The organism is Pseudoalteromonas sp. 5Ae-yellow (genome assembly GCF_014077565.1).
GTDB lineage: Bacteria > Pseudomonadota > Gammaproteobacteria > Enterobacterales > Alteromonadaceae > Pseudoalteromonas.
Map to the genome: position 1 here is coordinate 16,341 of NZ_JACGWD010000016.1, position 20,150 is coordinate 36,490.

24 protein-coding genes are annotated in these 20,150 nt (G+C 40.3%); 12 read left to right on the forward strand and 12 right to left on the reverse strand.

The window, feature by feature from the left end; genetic code table 11:
* The first annotated feature begins 56 nt into the window (after positions 1-56).
* The 3 genes from H4J63_RS06520 to H4J63_RS06530 all read left to right on the forward strand — a co-directional run bounded on the left by H4J63_RS06520 (position 57) and on the right by H4J63_RS06530 (position 2,843).
* Entirely contained in the window at positions 57-905 is an 849-nt protein-coding gene (locus tag H4J63_RS06520) for an MBL fold metallo-hydrolase (protein ID WP_182195429.1), read from the forward strand.
* An 88-nt stretch (positions 906-993) separates the two neighbouring features.
* Positions 994-2,526 carry a carbon-nitrogen hydrolase family protein gene (locus H4J63_RS06525; protein ID WP_182195432.1) on the forward strand — a complete coding sequence of 511 codons (1,533 nt, stop codon included), beginning with the start codon at positions 994-996 and terminating at the stop codon, positions 2,524-2,526.
* Positions 2,526-2,843, forward strand: coding sequence for a multidrug efflux SMR transporter (locus tag H4J63_RS06530; protein WP_076925559.1), 318 nt, complete (start codon positions 2,526-2,528; stop codon positions 2,841-2,843). The genes H4J63_RS06525 and H4J63_RS06530 overlap by 1 nt, the downstream gene beginning before the upstream one ends.
* Positions 2,844-2,913: 70 nt before the next feature.
* Here H4J63_RS06530 and H4J63_RS06535 read toward each other — a convergent pair whose 3' ends face one another.
* Positions 2,914-3,792: an EamA family transporter gene (locus tag H4J63_RS06535; RefSeq protein WP_409072676.1), complete on the reverse strand. Its 879-nt coding sequence runs from the start codon at positions 3,790-3,792 to the stop codon at positions 2,914-2,916.
* 238 nt (positions 3,793-4,030) lie between these two features.
* Here H4J63_RS06535 and H4J63_RS06540 point away from each other — a divergent pair, with 238 nt between their 5' ends.
* Positions 4,031-4,414, forward strand: coding sequence for an MAPEG family protein (locus H4J63_RS06540; RefSeq protein ID WP_182195434.1), 384 nt, complete (start codon positions 4,031-4,033; stop codon positions 4,412-4,414).
* 74 nt (positions 4,415-4,488) lie between these two features.
* Here the strand turns inward: H4J63_RS06540 and H4J63_RS06545 are convergent, their stop codons facing one another.
* The 3 genes from H4J63_RS06545 to H4J63_RS06555 form a co-directional block, all read right to left on the reverse strand.
* Entirely contained in the window at positions 4,489-5,700 is a 1,212-nt protein-coding gene (locus tag H4J63_RS06545) for a TonB family protein (protein WP_182195436.1), read from the reverse strand.
* 9 nt (positions 5,701-5,709) lie between these two features.
* Complete coding sequence (locus H4J63_RS06550) at positions 5,710-6,084, reverse strand: BlaI/MecI/CopY family transcriptional regulator (protein ID WP_007377323.1); 375 nt, start codon at positions 6,082-6,084, stop codon at positions 5,710-5,712.
* A gap of 102 nt (positions 6,085-6,186) precedes the next feature.
* The gene (locus tag H4J63_RS06555) at positions 6,187-6,879 is read right to left on the reverse strand and encodes a pseudouridine synthase (RefSeq protein WP_182195439.1); all 693 of its coding nucleotides are present in this window, start codon (positions 6,877-6,879) and stop codon (positions 6,187-6,189) included.
* 109 nt (positions 6,880-6,988) lie between these two features.
* Between H4J63_RS06555 and H4J63_RS06560 the strand changes: the two genes are divergently transcribed.
* Positions 6,989-7,294, forward strand: coding sequence for a DUF6482 family protein (locus H4J63_RS06560; RefSeq protein WP_182195441.1), 306 nt, complete (start codon positions 6,989-6,991; stop codon positions 7,292-7,294).
* A gap of 41 nt (positions 7,295-7,335) precedes the next feature.
* The gene (locus H4J63_RS06565) at positions 7,336-7,743 is read left to right on the forward strand and encodes a GNAT family N-acetyltransferase (RefSeq protein ID WP_182195445.1); all 408 of its coding nucleotides are present in this window, start codon (positions 7,336-7,338) and stop codon (positions 7,741-7,743) included.
* 10 nt (positions 7,744-7,753) lie between these two features.
* Here H4J63_RS06565 and H4J63_RS06570 read toward each other — a convergent pair whose 3' ends face one another.
* From H4J63_RS06570 to lptM, 8 genes are all read right to left on the reverse strand, one after another.
* Entirely contained in the window at positions 7,754-8,110 is a 357-nt protein-coding gene (locus tag H4J63_RS06570; protein WP_024605941.1) for a HopJ type III effector protein, read from the reverse strand.
* Between the two features lie 21 nt (positions 8,111-8,131).
* Positions 8,132-9,235, reverse strand: coding sequence for a retroviral-like aspartic protease family protein (locus H4J63_RS06575; protein ID WP_182195454.1), 1,104 nt, complete (start codon positions 9,233-9,235; stop codon positions 8,132-8,134).
* Positions 9,236-9,263: 28 nt separating this feature from the next.
* Positions 9,264-9,971: an HAD-IA family hydrolase gene (locus tag H4J63_RS06580; protein WP_182195456.1), complete on the reverse strand. Its 708-nt coding sequence runs from the start codon at positions 9,969-9,971 to the stop codon at positions 9,264-9,266.
* Between the two features lie 8 nt (positions 9,972-9,979).
* Positions 9,980-10,924 carry a tyrosine recombinase XerC gene (locus H4J63_RS06585; RefSeq protein WP_182195458.1) on the reverse strand — a complete coding sequence of 315 codons (945 nt, stop codon included), beginning with the start codon at positions 10,922-10,924 and terminating at the stop codon, positions 9,980-9,982.
* On the reverse strand, positions 10,921-11,532 hold the full coding sequence (locus tag H4J63_RS06590) for a DUF484 family protein (protein WP_182195460.1): 612 nt from the start codon (positions 11,530-11,532) through the stop codon (positions 10,921-10,923). The genes H4J63_RS06585 and H4J63_RS06590 overlap by 4 nt, the downstream gene beginning before the upstream one ends.
* Entirely contained in the window at positions 11,529-12,359 is an 831-nt protein-coding gene (gene dapF, locus H4J63_RS06595; RefSeq protein ID WP_002960987.1) for a diaminopimelate epimerase, read from the reverse strand. The genes H4J63_RS06590 and dapF overlap by 4 nt, the downstream gene beginning before the upstream one ends.
* Before the next feature lie 64 nt (positions 12,360-12,423).
* Positions 12,424-13,677: a diaminopimelate decarboxylase gene (gene lysA / locus H4J63_RS06600; protein WP_182195462.1), complete on the reverse strand. Its 1,254-nt coding sequence runs from the start codon at positions 13,675-13,677 to the stop codon at positions 12,424-12,426.
* A complete protein-coding gene (lptM, locus tag H4J63_RS06605) occupies positions 13,678-13,872 on the reverse strand; it encodes an LPS translocon maturation chaperone LptM (RefSeq protein ID WP_024589651.1) in 195 nt (64 codons plus the stop codon). It abuts the gene before it with no gap.
* 341 nt (positions 13,873-14,213) lie between these two features.
* Between lptM and cyaY the strand changes: the two genes are divergently transcribed.
* Genes cyaY through H4J63_RS06635 form a run of 6 tightly spaced genes read left to right on the forward strand, consistent with a single transcriptional unit; the run spans position 14,214 to position 20,112 of the window.
* Positions 14,214-14,537, forward strand: coding sequence for an iron donor protein CyaY (gene cyaY, locus H4J63_RS06610; protein ID WP_002960979.1), 324 nt, complete (start codon positions 14,214-14,216; stop codon positions 14,535-14,537).
* Positions 14,534-15,190, forward strand: a complete 657-nt coding sequence (locus tag H4J63_RS06615) for an alpha/beta hydrolase (RefSeq protein ID WP_182195464.1) — start codon at positions 14,534-14,536, stop codon at positions 15,188-15,190. Before cyaY ends, H4J63_RS06615 begins: the two co-directional genes overlap by 4 nt.
* A gap of 22 nt (positions 15,191-15,212) precedes the next feature.
* The gene (locus H4J63_RS06620; protein WP_182195466.1) at positions 15,213-16,190 is read left to right on the forward strand and encodes a DUF2914 domain-containing protein; all 978 of its coding nucleotides are present in this window, start codon (positions 15,213-15,215) and stop codon (positions 16,188-16,190) included.
* 35 nt (positions 16,191-16,225) lie between these two features.
* Complete coding sequence (gene hemC, locus H4J63_RS06625; RefSeq protein WP_182195468.1) at positions 16,226-17,164, forward strand: hydroxymethylbilane synthase; 939 nt, start codon at positions 16,226-16,228, stop codon at positions 17,162-17,164.
* Complete coding sequence (locus tag H4J63_RS06630) at positions 17,165-19,006, forward strand: uroporphyrinogen-III synthase (RefSeq protein WP_182195471.1); 1,842 nt, start codon at positions 17,165-17,167, stop codon at positions 19,004-19,006.
* A complete protein-coding gene (locus H4J63_RS06635; RefSeq protein WP_182195473.1) occupies positions 19,003-20,112 on the forward strand; it encodes a heme biosynthesis protein HemY in 1,110 nt (369 codons plus the stop codon). The genes H4J63_RS06630 and H4J63_RS06635 overlap by 4 nt, the downstream gene beginning before the upstream one ends.
* Positions 20,113-20,150 lie beyond the last annotated feature (38 nt).

Consider the following 20,150-nt stretch of genomic DNA (forward strand, 5'->3'; position numbering starts at 1 on the left):
TAAAGTATAGCTAAACACGTTCTATATAATCACTAATAAAACAACAGAGAACTAAAATGAAAAAAATACTACCCGCATTAATAACAAGTTTATTACTAAGCACTACAGCGCAAGCCGATGATGGCCCAGTAACAGCACAAAAATTAAGTGACCATGTATACGTACTATTTGGGCAAGGCGGTAATATTGCAGCAAGTGTAGGCGATGATGGCATTTATATTATTGATGATCAGTTTGCCAAGTTATCAGATGATATAAAAAAAACGATTAGCGATTTAAAACCAGGCAGTGCAGAGTTTGTTATTAATACGCATCATCATGGCGATCACACCGGCGGCAACGAAAACTTTGCCAAAGCAGGCGCACACGTTATAGCACACGACAATGTACACAAACGTTTAGAAGAGCAGCACGGGGAAGGGTCAGGCTTTTTGCCGCGCATTAGTTTTGGTCACGATTTAAAACTGCATTTTAATAACGAACACGCCCATGTGGTGCATTATGAGCATGCACATACCGATGGCGATTCAGTTATCTTTTTTAGTAACGACAACATAGTACACATGGGCGACATTTACTTTAATTTTGGTAGCTTACCGTTTGTTGATGTAGATAGCGGCGGTAGCGTTAATGGTATTTTAGCGGCAGTAGACGATGTAGTTAAACAAATTGACGACAACACTAAAGTAATACCAGGGTACGGTAAGGTAAGTGACCGTTCAGGACTAATAGCGTATGGTAAGTTAGTTCAAAGCGCGAAAGACGTAATGCTAAAAGCAATGCAAAATAATGCAAGCTTAGAGCAAGTACTTAAAGCCGATCCATTGGCTGAGCTGAATCTTGAATACGCAGGCTGGTTACCAAAAGAGAAAGTAACCACACTCTTTTACCGCAGCTTAAAGTAGTACATCTAAAGTAAAAAACATGATACAAAGCTGAATGTATTTTAAAGTGCATTCGGCTTTTATTTTCTTATGCCTAAAGGAGTTGTGTATGTCGGCAGAAAAAACCCATCTTGAAATTTGTAACTTAACCAGAGAGCAATATCCGCAAATTAAAACCTTGATGGATCAAGCGTATCCCGACTTAGGTGGTGCGTGGCCAAGTCATACCATTTTTAGATTAATAGACCAATTTCCTGAAGGACAAATAGGTATTGTAGATGACGGCGTGCTGGTGGGCTTAGCGCTGAGCGTGCAAGTTGATTACACACGCTTTTCAAACCCGCATACATACGAAGATATTGCAGATGGCCACGACCGTGTATTTAGCGATACCGACGGCGATGCGCTATACGGCTTAGATGTTGCTATTAGCGAAACTCACAGAGGCATGCGCTTAGGTCGTCGCCTTTATGATGCCCGTAAAGAACTGTGCCGCCAATATAACCTACGCGCTATTTTAGCGGGTGGGCGTATTCCACGTTATTTTAATCACAGTAGTGAAATGACGCCAATGGAATACATTGCAAAAGTAGATCAAAAAGAATTATACGATCCTATTTTGAGCTTTCAGTTATCTAACGATTTTCAGGTAAAACGCTTACTTAAAAAGTATTTACCGGAAGATCAAGAGTCCGTTGGTTACGCCACTTTACTTGAGTGGAATAACATTATGTATGAACCAACCGACACGGTACTTGAGTCAACTAAATCAATAGTGCGTGTAGGTGCTGTGCAATGGCAAATGCGCTGCGTTGAATCGGTTGAAGAAATGCTAAAGCAGGTTGAATACTTTGTAGATACCGTATCTGACTACAAAAGTGACTTTATATTATTCCCTGAGTTTTTTAACGCACCACTAATGGGCTTAGGAAATCAAAGCAACCAAACGGAAGCGATTCGTTATTTAGCCGAATATACCGAAACGTTTAAAAACGCGATGTCGCGTATGGCAATAGAATACAACGCCAATATAATTACTGGCTCTATGCCACTTGCCGAAGATGATAAAATTTATAACGTGAGTTATTTATGTCACCGTAGCGGTAAAATAGACGAGCAACGTAAAATACACATTACCCCGCATGAGCAAAACGATTGGGTTATTCAAGGCGGCGACAAAATTGCTGTATTTGAAACTGATGCCGGGCGTGTAGGTATTCAAATTTGTTATGACGTTGAGTTCCCTGAATTATCGCGCATATTAGCAAAACAAGGGTTAGATATTTTGTTTGTGCCATTTTGGACAGACACTAAAAATAGCTACTTACGTGTTCGCCATTGTGCACAAGCACGTGCAATCGAAAACGAATGTTATGTAGTTATTGCAGGCTCGGTAGGTAATTTACCACAAGTAGAAAGCCTTGATGTGCAGTACTCACAATCGGCAGTGTTAACGCCTTCTGATTTTTCGTTCCCGCACGATGCAACACTTAACGAAGCCACACCTAATACAGAAATGCTGTTATTTAGTGACCTTGATATGGATAAGTTAAAAATTCTTCACAGCGAAGGCACAGTGCGTAACTTAAAAGACCGCCGCGAAGATTTATATGAAGTTATATTGAAAAAGAGAGATGTTTAATGGCGTGGATTTATTTGGTTATTGCCGGTTTACTTGAAATTGGCTGGCCGATAGGTTTAAAGGTGTCGCAAAACCCAGATACTCGTTGGCAAGGCATAGCAATAGCGGTGGCATTTTTAGTTGCTAGTGGTTTTATGTTGTGGCTTGCCCAAAAGCAAATATCTATGGGCACCTCATACGCCGTATGGACAGGTATTGGCGCTGCAGGTACGTTCTTAGTGGGTATATTGTTTTATAACGATGCCGCTACGTTTGGTCGTATTGCGGGAGTATTAATGATTATTAGTGGTGTGATAACGCTAAAAATCAGCTCTTAGAATCAGTTATTAAAACTATAAAAAATTATAACAGCGCAGGTGTAAAAGCCTGCGCTTTTTTATGCTGCCATTAATACGGTAACATTACCAAAATAGCGGCAATAGCAATGAGTATTAAGCCTGCAGTATCTTGTTTTTTAAGTGGCTGTTTTAACCAAAGTACGGCAATTAGCATGGTAAAAAATACTTCAACCTGTCCAAGTGTTTTAACGTAAGCAACATGTTGTAAGCTCATTGCACTAAACCAACCAATAGAGCCGACACAACTAAAAACACTAATTGCGGCTGTAGTGCCTTTGTATTGCCACAGTTTACTGAGTGTTTGCGGCTCTTTTAATAATAAATAGCCAAGTAGTATTAGCGTTTGTAGGCTGATTACAAACAGTAAAACCCAAGCGGCAGAATGTGGGAATAGTAACCCTGAATTTAAACTCGCTTCTCGTACCCACAGTGAGGTAAGTGCAAAGCAAGTACCACAAGCAAGGCCTAGTAATGCAGTTTTAGCATTAAAGTGTTTAACGCTTGTTATGCCGCTGAGCAGCAATACGGCAATAGCGCCAAAAAACACACCAAGCCAACCAAGCAAAGAAAGTGCCGAGCCAAAAAATAATACACCTAAAATGGCAGCTACTAACGCCTCGCTTTTGGCAAGACCAGCACCTACAGCGTAATTATTCATTTTAAACAACTTAACCATTAAACCGGTAGCAAGTATTTGCATAACACTTGCGCCTACAATAAATCCCCAAAAGGCATTATTAAATGTAGGCATGGTGGTATCTTGATATTGATACAAACCATATAAATACACGCCAGCAATAGGGCCTGCAATAATAAAGCGGGAGAGGGTTACGCCAGCAACACTCACATCGTTACTTAATTTACTTTGCAGGGCATTACGCCATGCTTGCATGAAAGCGGCTAAAAAAGTGAAAAATATCCAGGTCATGATTGTCATCGTTAAAATGTAAGGCAGTAAAGTTAACAAGCTTTGTGAAGTAAAGCGATGCATTAACCGTGATGTTGAATATTCATCATCTGCGACATTATGTCGCACGGGTTTGAGGATAAATTTAGCTATAGTAGGTCTGATGTTATTGTTAGCCGCCAGAGTTTGTCATAAACGTATCTGGCGGCTTTTTTATTGCGCTTATGCTAAATTATCCGAAACATTAAAAGGATAAATTATGACAACATTAGTTGTATGTGCATTACTTGCGGTATTAATGCCTTACTTTGCAAAAGTGCCGGTTGCTATAGCAATGGCAAAATTAGGTCGATACGACAATAAACACCCAAGGGCGCAACAAATAAAATTAACCGGCTTTGGTGCACGGGCGCTCGCTGCTCATCAAAACTGTTTTGAATCGCTTGCTGTTTTTGCTGTCGCTATTGCAGTTGTACTCGGCACTAACTCTGTAGGTGCAGTGACCGAAATGTTAGCGGTTACGCATATTGTGTCGCGTATTTTGTATTGCGTATTTTACTATATGAACCTAGATATAATTCGCTCATTAGCGTGGTTTATTGGTTTGGGTACGGCGATTGCCATGATTGTGGTGAGTTTATAACTTTATAGCGTAAAACCACAAAGCAAGCAGCCTAAAAGGGCGCTTGCTTTGTAGTCTTGAACAACCCGGTGGCGTTAATGCGATACTTTAATTCGCTCAATTAAATCGGTAGGTGCCACTTCACTATTAATCGCAAAATCTAGTTGTACAAGTACATCTTCAAAACCTGAATCAGATGCTTTATATTTCCATTTTGCTAGTGCCTCTTTCGCTGATTTATCAAAAACATCTTTAGGTTTAGATTGAATAACACTAATGTTTTTTGTTTTACCGTTTGCTGCAATATCGTATTTTAATACAACAGAGCCGCTGATCCCTTGTTGAGCTGCTTTTATTGGGTAAGCAGGTTCAATGCGTATTGTTGGTGAAATATGTTCCTCTTGCGTTTTATTTACTTCTGGTTGCTTTGCAATTGCTAAGCCGCTTAGCATGCTTGCGGCTACAAGTAATAAGCCACCTTTAGCAAACTTTGAACGCTCCCCGCTGTGTTTTATATTAGTAAGTCGTTGTAACATCGTTTTTTTATCTCCGTAGTGTGAATAAGCCATAAGTCCTGTGGGCGCATTTGCCGCACAGCTTATTAAGGCTTTGCTGTATAAAATGTGTTGTTGTGTGGTTTTATTGGCAAGTACCCGTTCATCACAAGTTAGCTCTTGTAGACGGCGCATGCTTGCGTAACAAGCCCAAGCTAGTGGGTTAAACCAAAGTAAAATAGTAGGCAGTAATATAAGTGCGTTTGTTAGGTTGTCTTTGCGTTTAATATGTACGTTTTCGTGCTCTAAAATAAGCGCTAATGTGGCTTTATCGAATTGCGCATTATAGTTACTCGGTAACACTAGCTTGCTGTTTAAAATCCCGATCACCATTGGCGTGGCTACATGTTGGCTGGTATAAGCATTAACACCAGTGGTAAGAGTACCTTCAAATTGTGTTAACTCAGTTAACTGCAGATTTTTAACAAAACGGGTATGTGTAATAAAGCTAGCTATTAATAACCCTGCAGTAATAAGTACATACATGAGCGCCCAGCTAATACCCATTCCATGTGCAAAGGGCTGGTTAGGGGTGATTAAATAATGACTAATATTGCTACTTTGCAGTGGTTTAACCGCATTTGGTAAATTAGCAATAACCAATGCTGCAGGTAATAGCCATGCTAATTTATATACAAACCGTGAGCCAAGGGCTTTTAAACCAAATCGCTCGAGTAAAATAAATCCACAAAACAAAATACTTAATAGTAATTGCTGCTCAATCAACCAATTAAAACCAGTTTGAATAACCATGTTAATCCCTTATTTTTGGTTTTTTTCCCAGTCATCTATAACTTTTTTAAGCTCGTTTATATCTTGCTGAGAAAGCTGCTCCGATTTAGCAAAACCACTTACAAGTGGCGCAATACGCCCACTAAAAAAGCGCTCAATAAAGTTTTGGCTTTCTTTTAGGGTGTAGTCGGCGCGCTCCATACAGGGAGTATAAATATATTGGCGACCTTCTTTTTCAAATGTAAGTGCGCCTTTTTTTACTAGTCGACCTAGTAGGGTTTTAATTGTTTTTTCGTGCCATTGCTTATCGTCGCTTAAGCGTTCAATTATTTGGCTCGCGGTGGCGGGGTAGTTAATCCAAAGTGCGTCGAGCACGTCAAACTCTGCTTTTGATAACTCAATCATGCTATTGCCTACAAATGTAATCTTTAATTAAAGACTACACCCGTAATCTTTAATTGCAAGTTTATTTTTTAACTTTTTTAGATGTAATTAAGTGACTTGATATTAGATTTTTGAAATATCGGCTTTATTAATTTGTATATATTGGTTTTCAGGTAGGTTTAGCTTTGAAAGGGTGAGGTCACTAAATTGCACTCTAAATAAATCAATTACTTTGTATCCGCAGTAATGCGCCATTTTACGTATTTGTCTGTTTAGCCCTTGCTTTAAAACAATACTAAACTGATTACTGGCTATTTTATTTACTTCACAAGGCAGGGTTATGTGTTTATCAACGGGTACGCCTGCTGCCATTTTTTTACAAAAAGCATCGTCTAAAGGCTTATTTACGGTGACTAAATAATGTTTAGGCTGGTGGAAGTCAGGATGTATTAGTTGATTACAAAAATCCCCATCGTTGGTCAAAATAAGCAACCCACGCGAGTCTTTATCTAATCGACCAATAGGGTAAACACGGGTAAGTGTAGGCAAATGGTGAATAAGGCTTGCTGGGTCATCAATATTTAATTTGCAGTCAATGCCTACTGGTTTGTGATACGCAAAATAAACTAAATCGGCAGCACCTTTAATTTCTTTTTCGTTCACTATAACAACGTCTTGCTCATCAACGTGATCAATATGATTCGCTGGGCGATTATTTACAGTCACCACACCTTCATCAATTAAACGCGATGCCTGTTTACGAGAGCAAATACCTGCATGGGCAATATATTTAGCGAGTCGGATTTTTGTGCTCATAACGTGTGACGCCAGCGGCTAATAAAAATTTGATCGTGATTATAGCAAAGCTGCGTATCGATAATGCTAAATAACAAGAACTCAGGTTAAATATAAAAAGGTAGCCAAGATGGGTATTAAATTTTCACAGTTAAAAAAGCACGAGCCGCTACAAAAAGTCATTGTTCACTCGTTAGATATGGCGCTTTATCAAGTATCGGTAATGATTAATAACGTTGAATATTATGTAACAGAAGACAGCGGTGAGTTTTTAAGATCTCTTAGTCCGTTGCATGTACAAAAGCGTTTTGAAAAAATAGCGTACGCACAGATGATGTTAAGGCAAACAAGCGCTTACGACGAAATGTGCGGCCAGCCGGATAAAACCAGCAGCAATATGCTTGAAGTACCTTATGGTAAAAATAATCTGTATTGATAGCACTAGTTTGCTAGTATCTGCTCTTTTAAGGGCGGCACATGTATCAATTAAAAGCAGATAATACCGATGAGTTAAACTCAGCGCTTCGCATACAAATGGTTGAATTTAACGCCCAGCATTTTGATGCGCAAAGAGTGCCATTAGGCTATAAATTTACTGATGAACAGGGCGAGCTTGTTGCCGGTATTAGTGGGAGTGTGTTTGGAAATTGGCTGATGATTAGTTGGCTTTGGTGTAGCGATAGTGCGCGAGGTAAAGGGCTTGCAGATAAACTGCTAACGGCACTTGAACAAGCTGCTATTGAGCTAGGTGCTACAACTGCTCAGCTTGATACACTTGATTTTCAAGCAAAACCCTTTTATGAAAAGCGCGGCTATAGTGTTAAGTATCAACTTAATAATTACCCGCGCTCAGGTACGCGTTACTTTATGGAAAAATCACTTTAATTTTTGCTGGCTATTTAGCTTTTAGTGGCTCGCCTTCAAAGGTAATACCTAAAAAAGGTGTTGCCTCTGGTGCTAACATAAACGTGCGAATGTTCATGTGATCATCCCCTTTAGGGTTTTGCAGCACGTCTTCTCGGTAAAACTTACCAAAACAATCCAACGTATTTTGTTTACTTAAATCGTTTAATTTAGCAAATGCAAAAATTTTACACGAGCCGTTGTTCTCACTCGCAGAGCTAAGTAATCCATGGTTATTAAAGCCACATGCAGTAAAGTCGTAATTTGCTTCTATCACGGCCACTGTATCGGTAAATTGAATGCTTTTTGGATTTTCAGCAAGTGCTTTTAAATAGTTATTTAGTGTCATGTGTTACCTTTGGATTTTTAATTATTTAGCGCTTAACTCTAGCTCATCTGTTTGCTGATTTATATTGAATTTAAATCGCGATAAAAAGTTCATTCCTAGTAAACCTTGTCCGCGTGTGTTTTCAATGCTCAACACTTCAAAACCATAAATAATTTGCGAGCCCACTTTAAACGATTCAATTTGATAACGCTTTACAACAATTCGACCATTAGCTGTATTTACCGTTACATCGCCTAAATATAAAGGTTGTGGCGAAATTTGCTCAATAATATTTGTAGGTAGCGAGGTCACGCTTGCACCTGTATCAATCATTAGTTCGGTCGATAGATTGTTATTTATTTCGGAGTTTATTAAGTAATGCGCGCCGTAAGGCGTTAAAGCAACAAAGTCGTCTTGCGATTGTGCTTTATTGATCATCGCTTGCAGTGTTTGCACTTGGCTTTTCAGATTGTGCTGGTTTGGCATTCGATCAAGGGTTGCTTGTGCGCTAATTAAATCGCCTTGCTGATAGTAGGCATACGCAAGCGGATATAAAAATTGCGCGTTATCGCTTTTATAATCAAGCCAAATTTGTGTTTGCTCAATAATAGCTTGCCAATTTTGTTGCTCAGTTAATGTGTGTAATTCGTTTTGAGTGAGCGTATTTAAGCGTATGTTTTCGTTGTTTTGCTGATGAGCAGGTAGTAATGAATTCAGCTCAAATAAAGCAATAATGGCATTTTGTGTTTGCTCGCTATTTATTAAATATTCAACCTGTAAATTAAGTAATTCGACGTTATAAGGGCTGTTATTTAATAGCGCATTGAGAAATGATTCGCTAAGTAATAAGTTGCTATTTAGCCATATTTTAAGCTGCACTAGCCACGATGAATAAAGGTTTTTTGCACTTTCTGGGTTGCTGTTTTTGAGTTGTTCATAGCTACTAAGTGCGGCTTCAAATTGGTGTTGTTTAAACTGCTGCTTTGCCGTATTTAATAGCGTATTTTGCTGTTTAGGCGATATGCTTTTTTCAGCACCTTGCGTTTTTTGTACTTGAGTTAACGCAGGCTGCGGCCACAATAAATAAGCGTTAAGGCTAAGTGAGCCAATTAATAGCAAGGTGATTAGCTTGGCATAGTGACTCATTATTACCTCTTATTTAATGCAATTGGTATTATTTTATAAAGTGCGTTAATGCATGAATATTGGCTATTTCAATATCAGCCAGCCCTTTATAGCTATAATTAGCGTCTTGGTCGTTTAACCATACCGATTGGCAACCGGCATTATTTGCGCCTTGCACGTCGGTATCTAGGCTATCACCAATATGTAAAATATCGCTTTTAGCAACGTTTAAATGTGCGGCTGCTTTATCAAATAAAGTGGTGTGAGGTTTTGCTTTACCGTGCATACCTGCTTGCAGTACGAGTTCAAATTTATCGTGTAAGTTAAAGCGTTCAATTTCAACATTACCATTAGTAATTGCAACAAGCGTAAAGTGTTTGGCTAGGTTATCTAGTAAGTTAAGTACGTCATCGCTTACTACTATGTTGCTGCGCGCGTCGGCAAAGGCGTTATAGGCGGCATTTGCATGGCGCTCTACTTCATCTGCGGTAAACCCAAGTTTAGAAAGCGCTAAACGTAGGGTGTGTTTGCGCCATTTAGTTACATCATCTGCGAGATCTGGGTTTTGTATTACGGCAAGTTCGCGACATAGTTGCCAGTACTTTGGACCTTGCTCTTGATAGCCCGGTAGCGCGTTTAAATAATTTTGTTGGGCTTTAACGGCTGCTTTTATAATAGGGTGATTGCTGTATAGCGTGTCGTCTAAATCAAAGCTCATGACAGAAAATGGCTTAATAGCACGATTAAATCGGATCATATTACTTCCTAATCAGTTCGTTTTTTTGCGCGAGGATGGGTATTGTCGTACACCTTGGCTAAATGTTGAAAATCTAAATGCGTATACACTTGTGTAGCCGACAAACTACTGTGCCCTAGTAACTCTTGCACGGCGCGTAAATCACCAGATGATTCTAAAATATGTGACGCAAACGAGTGGCGTAACTTATGCGGGTGAACCTGCGAGCTAATGCCTTGTTTTATTCCCCACTCTTGCATACGCAGACGCACTTGGCGAATTGAAATACGATTTTTTTGGCTACTTAAAAATACGGCTATTTGATCGGGCTTTGCAAACTGAGGGCGTATTGTGAGCCATTTTTTTAGTGCGTCTAACGCTTTTTTACCAACCGGAATTAACCGCTCTTTATTGCCTTTACCACGCACTAAAATTTCGCCATTGGCAGCGCTAATATCTTGCATGTTAGCGCCAACTAACTCGCTTATACGCAGCCCTGATGAATACATCAACTCCATCATCGCTTTATCTCTAATTGCGAGAGGTTCGTCGTCGGGTATTTCGAGTAAGCGTGCCATTTGATCTACATCGAGATTTTTAGGTAGAGGCTTCGCAAACTTAGGGCCTTTTATACCTATTGCCGGATTATGGTAGTGCGATTGCTCGGCAATATTTTTTGCTTTTAAAAACTTATACAAGCTGCGAATACAACTGAGCTTTAAGCTAATTGTACGGCCACTTAATTGTTTTGAGCGCAGCGCCATGCTGTAGCGGCGAATATGCTCGCCTTGCACGCCAAACCAGTCGTCACACAATTTGCTAAAATAAAGGGCAGCAAAGCCAAGTTGGCTTACGTATTGGTTAACTGTGTGCGCTGAATATTGTTTTTCAAACTTTAAATAATCGCTAAATAGCGTTATGGGTGCGCGCCAGTTGTCGCTTAACTCAGAGGTATTAGGCGCATCGTCACTCATGCTAGTTTTTGTAACCGCAGATGTAATGCGTTTATAAAGTCGAGTACAAAAAGATTATCTTGAGCGGGCTCAAAATGGTTTACGTTACTGCTACCAAACGCCAAAATAGCGATAGGGTGCTTGGTGTCGCCAATTAAATAAATAGCGACGGATTGTGTATCTTCACTAAATAATTGTTCGCGCTCTTGTTTATTAATTCGCCCTAAATAATGCCCAGAATGGGTAAGGCGATGCGCAATAAGCTCGTCGTACTCGGGGTTATATTTTACTAATTTGCAGTCGTTAACATCTTCACTTGAGCAGATTATATTGCGTAGGTTATTTGCAAGAGTGTCAAAGTCGTCATGATTCCAAAGCTGGTGATGACATTGGCTAAACAAACGATATACGAGCTCGTTTTGCGTTGCATGCTTGCTCATAGCATCTATTTGGCTTTTTAAAAGCGTGTTGTGCTCGCGTAATTGACGTTGCTGAATATGTACTAGTGACGTTGCACCTTGAGCTTGCTGTTGCAGCTCAAGTTGTGCGAGTAGCTCGGGGTGATGAACTAAAAAGTCAGGATGTTGCTGTAAGTAATTAATAACCTGTTCTTTACTTAGCTCGCTCATAGCGCTACTTGCCCGTCGAACACATGCTCTGCGGGACCAGTCATACGTACCGGGTGACCTTCACCACTCCAGCGCACTTGCAAAGTACCGCCCGGCAAATCTACTTGAACGGTTGTTGATAATTTATTTTGCATATGACCAATCACCATTGCTGCACACGCACCTGTGCCACAGGCTAGGGTTTCGTTAACGCCACGCTCCCACACTCTTAGCTTAATGTGTTCTTGCGATACAACCTGCATAAAGCCAATGTTCGCTTTTTGCGGAAAGCGTTCGTGGTTTTCAAGTAATGGACCCAATATATCAACTTGCGCGGTGGTTACGTCGTCAACTTCTAGCACGCAATGTGGGTTACCCATAGATACCGCGCCACTAAATACAGTGTGTTCTTGCGTTCTAATAATATAAGTAAGCTCGCGTTTGCTGGCTTTTAACGGAATTTTACTTGGCTCAAAATTAGGATGGCCCATGTTAACAGTTACTTGACCGTCTTTTTCTATGTAGAGCGTTAAGTTGCCCGACTTAGTCGATACACTAATTTTGTGCTTGTTAGTAAGGCCTTTCATGCGTACAAAGCGGGCAAAACAGCGTGCGCCGTTACCGCATTGTTCTACTTCGGTACCATCGGCATTAAAAATTCGATAATGAAAGTCGAGATCAGGTGAATATGGTGCTTCAACCATCAGCAATTGGTCAAAGCCAATGCCAAAGTGGCGATCTGCCAGTTTTTTGATTTGGTCTCGCGACAAAAAAACATTTTGTGTAATGTTATCAATCACAACAAAGTCGTTACCTAAGCCGTGCATTTTGGAAAAATTAACTAACATAGCGCTCTAATTCGGTTTTGCTCTGTGCTAATCATGCCACAGAGCAGCTAGTAGACAAAAACGTTTATGGTAAAACTTTCTCACCTTGATAAAGGCTTTCAATAGTTTCGCGTTCACGGATAAGGTGATGCTGCTGACCATCTACCATTATTTCTGCAACACGCGGGCGCGAGTTGTAGTTTGAGCTCATTGTAAAGCCATATGCACCCGCACTTCGTTGTGCAAGTAAATCGCCTTGTTTAAGCGCTAGTTCACGGTCTTTTCCTAAAAAGTCGCCGGTTTCACACACGGGACCCACAATATCAAAGTTGTGAGTAGGTGTTTCGTCGTCGCGAACGGATACCGGAATAATTTTTTGCCACGCTTGATAAAGCGCAGGGCGAAGCATGTCGTTCATGCCCGCATCGACAATGGCAAAAAATTTGTCTTGGTTTTGTTTAATAAATTCAACTTGAGTAACCAAAATACCCGCATTAGCTGCAATGGCGCGTCCTGGTTCAAAAATAAGTTCAAGGTGTTTGTAGTTAGCTAAGCGCTCGGTAACTTGTGCTGCATATTCACTTGGGTGTGGTGGTTGCTCATTATTATATGGCACGCCTAAACCGCCACCAATATCTAAGTGAGTTAGCTCAATACCGTTGGTTTTTAGCTCATCAATAAGCGCCATTAATTTATCAAGGGCTTCTAAAAAAGGTCTAACTTGCGTTAATTGAGAGCCAATATGGCAATCAACACCAATTACTTTTAAACCAGGTAGTGCTGCGGCTCGTTGATAGACACTTACGGCGGTTTGAATATCAATACCAAATTTATTTTCTTTTAAACCGGTAGAAATATACGGATGTGTTTTTGCATCTATATCGGGGTTTACGCGAATAGAGATAGGCGCTTCTAGATTTAGCTCACAAGCCACCTCAGAAATACGCTCAAGCTCAGAGGCTGATTCAACGTTAAAGCATTTAATGCCTAACTTTAATGCGTACGCTATTTCGTTTGCTGTTTTAGCCACGCCTGAAAAAACCACTTTAGAAGCATCGCCTCCCGCTTTAATTACACGCGCAAGTTCGCCTTTGGATACAATATCGAAACCCGAACCTAGGCGCGCTAATATATTAAGCACGGCTATATTTGAGTTTGCTTTTACGGCGTAACATACCAAGCTTTTATGATTTTTAGTGGCGTTAGCAAACGCTAAGTAATGGCGTTCAAATGTAGCGCGCGAGTACACATAACACGGCGTACCGTATTGCTGCGCTATGCTTGCCACACTGACGTCTTCGGCAAATAATTGGTTGTTTTTGTAGTTAAAATAATCCATTTATTGCTCCTGACTTTGCGATGTTTTGGCTTGCTCAGCGGTAGTGGCTGGTTTAGCTGTATTTTGAGGTTGGTTTTGTTCTGTTTGTTGCTCTGGTAAATATAACGGACCGCTTTGTCCGCAGCCAGCTAAGGCGCTTAACAGTACAGTGCTTATTAATAGTTTTTTTAATTGTAAGGTATGTGTCGCTTTCATTAGATTAATACGGTTGCTGGCTTTATAATCGCAGAGTAACAGAATATCTAAAAAATGCAGCTATTCGCGGATGATTTTATTCCTGTTACACTAAGGCTTGTTTATCTCTCGAGGTTGAATTTGCGCTGCCCGTTGGGTTCGTCCTAGGAATGATTTACTCTTTGTTGCTCGGTTTTAACTTAGTCCACTAGGTTACAAACCTCGCGCCGCGATTAAATCGCCCCTAGATAGAACAAATTTTAATCCTGAAAGGTTAACAGGCCCTAGCTGCACATTTTTAAAGCTAATTTAAAGCTAAAACGTACCCAATATTAGGCGGCTCGCCTGCAAAGGAAATAACAATGACTGAACACGAATATCACCAATTAGCCGAAGCTCTTATGTTCACTATTGAAGAGCAGGTTGATGATTGCGAAGCTGATTTAGATTATGAATCGGCACAAGGTATTTTAGAAATTATTTTTCCTGATAAAAGTAAAATAGTGATCAATAAGCAAGCACCTCTTCATCAAGTATGGGTTGCGACTAAGTTTAACGGACATCATTTTGAAATGCGTGATGGGTTATGGATTGATAACCGCTCTGGCGCTGAATTTTGGGCGTTTATAAATGAAGCCTCAACTCGCCAAGCAGGCCAAGAAGTTAAGTGGCAATCATCACTATGAGTTTAGAATTTGTAGAATATGCAGCCCAAAGTGAACATAAAGCAACGGTTATTTGGTTACATGGTTTAGGTGACTCTGGGGATGGTTTTGCGCCAGTAGCCCCGCAGCTAAATTTACCAAGCGAGCTTGGTATACGGTTTATTTTTCCGCATGCGCCAGTGCAACCGGTCACCATTAATGGTGGCATGGAAATGCGCTCTTGGTACGATATTAAGTCTATAGAATTAGATAAGCGTGCCGATGAACAAGGCGTAAGAGATTCTGCTGCAAAGGTAGAAGAGTTAATTAATAAAGAAATTGCTAATGGCATTCCTGCTAATAAAATAATTTTAGCTGGTTTTTCTCAAGGTGGTGTTGTGTCTTTGCATTTAGCGCCGCGCTTTGAGCAAAAGCTTGGGGGTGTTATGGCGCTTTCTACTTATATGTGTTTGCCACACAAATTTGCTGATGAAGCAAAACATACTGATTTAAACGTATTTATGGCTCATGGTAGCCAAGATAACGTTGTACCGCACAGTGCGGGTAGAAATGCGTTTGAAGTATTAACAGCACATAACATGGATGTAAGCTGGCAAGAATATCCAATGGCTCATCAAGTTTGCGCAGAAGAATTGCAAGCTATTCGCCAATGGTTAATTGCTCGTTTAAGCTAATTTTGGAACCGCTGAGGTCAATATGAGTCAAAAAATAGTTATAAAAGCAAATGTTAAACGCGAATTACAACAGAGCGTACCAACGGTAAGCTACGAGTGGAATTGGCGTCGTATTGTGAGTATTGCTATGTTGGTATTAATGACCTCTGCAGCAGTTGTTTATGGCTTAACCACCTCTGTTAATGCAGAGCAAGGTGAGCATCCAAATGAGCAGGAGCAATTTTTAAGCTTTAGCGGTAACGCTCAAAACCAGACAAACCTTGAAGTAACGGAAGTTGAGCCTGAATCATCAGTAAACAATACCCCTAATGAGCCTGCAGAGGTAATGCAAGCTCGGATTGAACCGTTGTCAGCTGAGCAAAATGAGGCTCAACTAAGCATTTCAAGTAATACATCTGATGAAGCTGAGCTTGTAAATAATCCCCCTGTTTTATTGGCTAACAACGATAGTGTTACTAAACAAAGCGAAAGCATTAATACAGAGTTAAACTCAAACCTTGATAATGATGTGCAAGAAGAAACCGCAGAAGCTCAAAACGTAACTGAGCCAGCAAGTCAAAGCGACTTACTTTTAGAGTTAGAAAGTGATGATGGCGCATTGAGTGGCACTGAAGGTTTTTCGCCGACAGCACAAGTGGCAAGTGTGGCTTTGGGCGCGCAAATAGACACGGGTAAAATTAGCCGTGCGGTACTTACTCGTAAAGTAAGTAAGCGTGAGCCCACTAATGTGTTTGCTGCTGATATTAGATTAAGTCAGTTTGATGAAGGTGTATCGTTTTTTAGTGAGATTAAAAATCTTCAAGGCCAGCAAGTTAAGCATGTTTGGTCGTTTGAAGGTGAAACTATGGCTGAAATTACACTTAATGTTACTTCGCCTCGCTACAGAACGTACTCAACAAAAAATATCATGGACACACAAACAGGCCATTGGCGTGTTGATGTAGTTGATGAGCAAGGCAATTTAATTGCCCAAAAAGAGTTTAGAATTTTAGCTGACTAAAACTAGCTAAACGCAGTAATTAATTGGATACCCCTATGACAGAAAAAACAAAATTAGTACGCATCGCAACGCGCAAAAGCGCTCTAGCACTTTGGCAGGCCGAATTTGTAAAAGCAGAGCTTGAGCGTTTTCATGCAGATGTGCGCGTAGAATTAGTCCCAATGTCGACTCAAGGGGATATAATTTTAGATACGCCTTTGGCCAAAATTGGCGGTAAAGGCTTATTTGTTAAAGAGCTAGAGCAAGCTATGTTAGATGGCCGAGCTGACATTGCCGTACATTCTATGAAAGACGTACCAGTAGAATTCCCAGAAGGATTAGAACTGCATACTATTTGTGAGCGTGAAGATCCGCGTGATGCGTTTGTATCAAACAATTTTGCTAATTTAAGTGAGCTACCACAAGGCGCTATTGTGGGTACTTCGAGCTTACGCCGCCAGTGCCAAATTAAGGCACTTCGCCCTGATTTAGATATTCGTGATTTGCGCGGTAATGTAAATACGCGTTTAGGAAAATTAGATGACGGCCAATATGATGCTATTATTTTAGCAGCTGCAGGGCTTATTCGTTTAGAAATGGAGTCGCGTATTGCTGACTACATTGAGCCAGAAGTGTCATTACCAGCAAATGGTCAAGGCGCTGTAGGTATTGAATGTCGTATTGATGATGAAGTAACAAAAGCATTACTTGCACCACTTGAGCATACCCAAACACGTATTCGCGTAAACGCAGAGCGTTCGATGAATCGCTATTTAGAAGGTGGTTGCCAAGTTCCTATTGGTGCTTATGCATTAGTCGATGGCGAGCAGGTACATTTGCGTGGTTTAGTTGGTGCTGTTGATGGCAGCGAAATTTTACGTGACGAAGTAACCGGCCATGTAAATGACGCAGAAAAAATAGGTATTGAGCTTGCTAAAAAATTACTAGCTCAAGGTGCAGACAAAATATTAGCTGAAGTTTATAGAGACGCATAAATGACACATATTCTGATAACTCGGCCCGAAGGAAAAGGCGCAGCCCTTGCACAGCAACTTGAGCAAGCGGGTTATCAGGCGTCTTTATTTCCGGTATTAAAAATAACACATTTAACACCCTCCAGCACAGAGCTTAGCCCGCTATTAAATGCAGATAAAATAATATTTATATCGCAAGATGCAGTCAGTGCACTTTCGCAATTAAAACCAGATATAAATACCAAAGCGCAGTTTTATGCGGTTGGACAACAAACAGCCGATGTTATATATGAGCAATTTGGTGTGCGCGCAGCAGTACCAAAGCAGAATGATTCAGAAGGGTTACTTGCGCTTAAATCACTCGCCGAGGTGGATGGCTGTAATATAGTATTAGTTAAGGGCCAAGGTGGCCGCCCTGAGTTAGCTAAAACGCTCAAAGAGCGCGGTGCTTTTTTAAATAATTGTGTTGTGTACAAACGTGAGCCTACAGAGAGTATCACCTCCAACTGGACAGACCACTGGAAAAGCCAGAATGTACACGGTATAGTCATAACAAGTAATGCAGCAGTTGATGCTATATTTAAAAGCCTTACTGCACACCAACTACAATGGTTACAACAGTGCCGATTTTATGTTGCTAGCGAGCGTATAGCCGCTTATTTAAAGCTGCAACAGGTAAGTTCGGCTAATATACACATTGCAGCAGGGGCTAGCGATAATGCTATGTTTACCTGCATAAATCAGCAAGGTAGCAACATGAGCGAACAGTCAAAGCCAGTAACGGCAGAAAAAGCCACACCAACAATAGCTAACACGACCTCTGCTAAATCAACTAAGCAAGACCCTACAGCTACAAAAAGTACGGCAGACAAAAGTAAACAAAAAATAAGTAAGGTTGCAGTACTTGCGCTTCTTATTTCGTTAATTGTGGCCTCAGGCGTGGGTTACGAGTTTTATCAAAAATTAAATGCTGGTAAGGCGCAAAACCTAGCCGTTAATGAGTTAAGCGAGCAAAATAAGTTACTCACCCAGGAGCTGCAAGCACTTAAATCGGCGCAATCTAATTTGCAACAAGCGCTGTTTAATAGTGAAGAAAAAGTTGCCGCAGCACTCAGTGAAAGTGCAACTCAAAATCAGCAAGAACTAAAAGCGGCTTTGCAAAAGGCGCAGCAACAAGGCTCATCGTTAAACCCGCAAGAAGTAACCAGCTTACAGCGTATGGCTGAGTTTAAACTATGGGCTGAAAAAGACTACCAAGGCACTAGTGCTGTTTTAAAGCGCTTAGATGGATTACTTAGTGAGCACCCAGGAACAGTTGAAGTTCGCCAAGCGATTATGCAAGATATACAAACACTTGATAGCCTTAAACCTGTTGCAACAGAGGCTATTTATTTACAGCTAAACAGTGTACTAAGCAGTATTGACGACTTAGTTTTTAATGCAGTTAATTTACCAGAAGAAGCAGCTGCAATAGATGAAAATGCTTTAAGTGGTGATGTGAGTGATTGGCAGCAAAACTTGAGTAATAGCTGGAATAAAATTGTGGATAGCTTTATTACTATTCGTCAGCACGAGGGTGTTTCCATTGAGCCATTACTTACGGATCAAGAGCGCCATTTAATAAATCAACGAATCAAGCTTAATATAACTCAGGCACAAGATGCACTTATGAGTAAGCAGGCGAGTATTTTCTTTAGCGCCTTAAGTGAAGCAAAACGTTTAGTTGGTGAGTACTTTAAGCAAGACGATGATACAACTAAAACGGTACTTAAAGCGTTGTCTAAACTTGAAAAAGAGCAGCTTAACTTTAATCCAAAAGTAACCTTAAACAGTACACAAAAGGTTAAGGAGTGGGCGCAATGATAGGGCTAATTATTTTAATTGTAGCTATTGTTGTTGTACTAGCGGTTACTCCATTTGTTCTAGATGAAAAAGGTTATGTACTTATTTCATTTAACAATACGACGATAGAAGGCACGATAGTATCGTTTTGTATAATGGCAGTCATTACCGCTGTTGTTTTATATTTAACATATAAGTTAATTCGTTATTTATTATCGATTTATCATAATACTAAGCATGGCTTTTTTGCACGTAGCCAAGAGCGCAAACAAGTAGCTATTGAGCAGGCTCTGTGGAGTGCTATTAATGATGATTACGAGCACGTAGAACAGGCTTTATCGGGTAATAGCGTACCAGATAAGTTTGAAGATATTCGCTTAGCATTACTTGCAAAAGCAGCGCTTGCTAATAATCAAACAGATAAAGCACTTGAGCGTTTATTTGAAATAAGCCCAGAGCATCAACTAAAAGTAGCAAAGCTATGGTTGGCAAGTGGCGATAGTAGCGCGATTGAATCACAAATGCGTATTAGCGCAGAAGCTAAAAAAGCCACCGCACTTGAGTTAAAACTTTATGCAGAAGTATTAGTACAGCAACAACACTTTAGTGCGCTGGAAGACTTTTTGCCGCGTTTACTGCGCAAAAAAGCACTTACTGATGCACAGTGGACGCAGTTATTTAGTGCTTACTTTTATGCGTTAGATGCAGGTCAACTGAGTGAAAAATATAAACAGCTACCTAAAAAACTGCAAGTTCATGCACACACTGCTTATTTAATGCAAATGGCGCAAGCGGGTCAATTGGCTGTTATTGAGGGTGACCTAATTAAAATGGTTAAGCACAACGAACAGCATGCGCAACTGGCTAATATATTAAGTAAAGCGACGTCTGCTGATGCAGCTAAACTGCAAGTAAGCATCCAAGATCGTCTTAAGAAGGATGATTCAAATAACTCATTATTACTTGCATTGGCTTGCCTGGCCAACGCGCAAGGTGATTATGACTTAGCAGCTAGGATTTTTGATAAAGCACTGAATAGTAGCAATAAAAAACAGTTCTCTGAACAAGCTGTTTTAAGTTATAAAAATAGTGCACAAGCAGAAAAGGCGCTCGTTTTATATCAATAAATGACTACACTATAACTACTTAGCATTTTTTGTAGTCC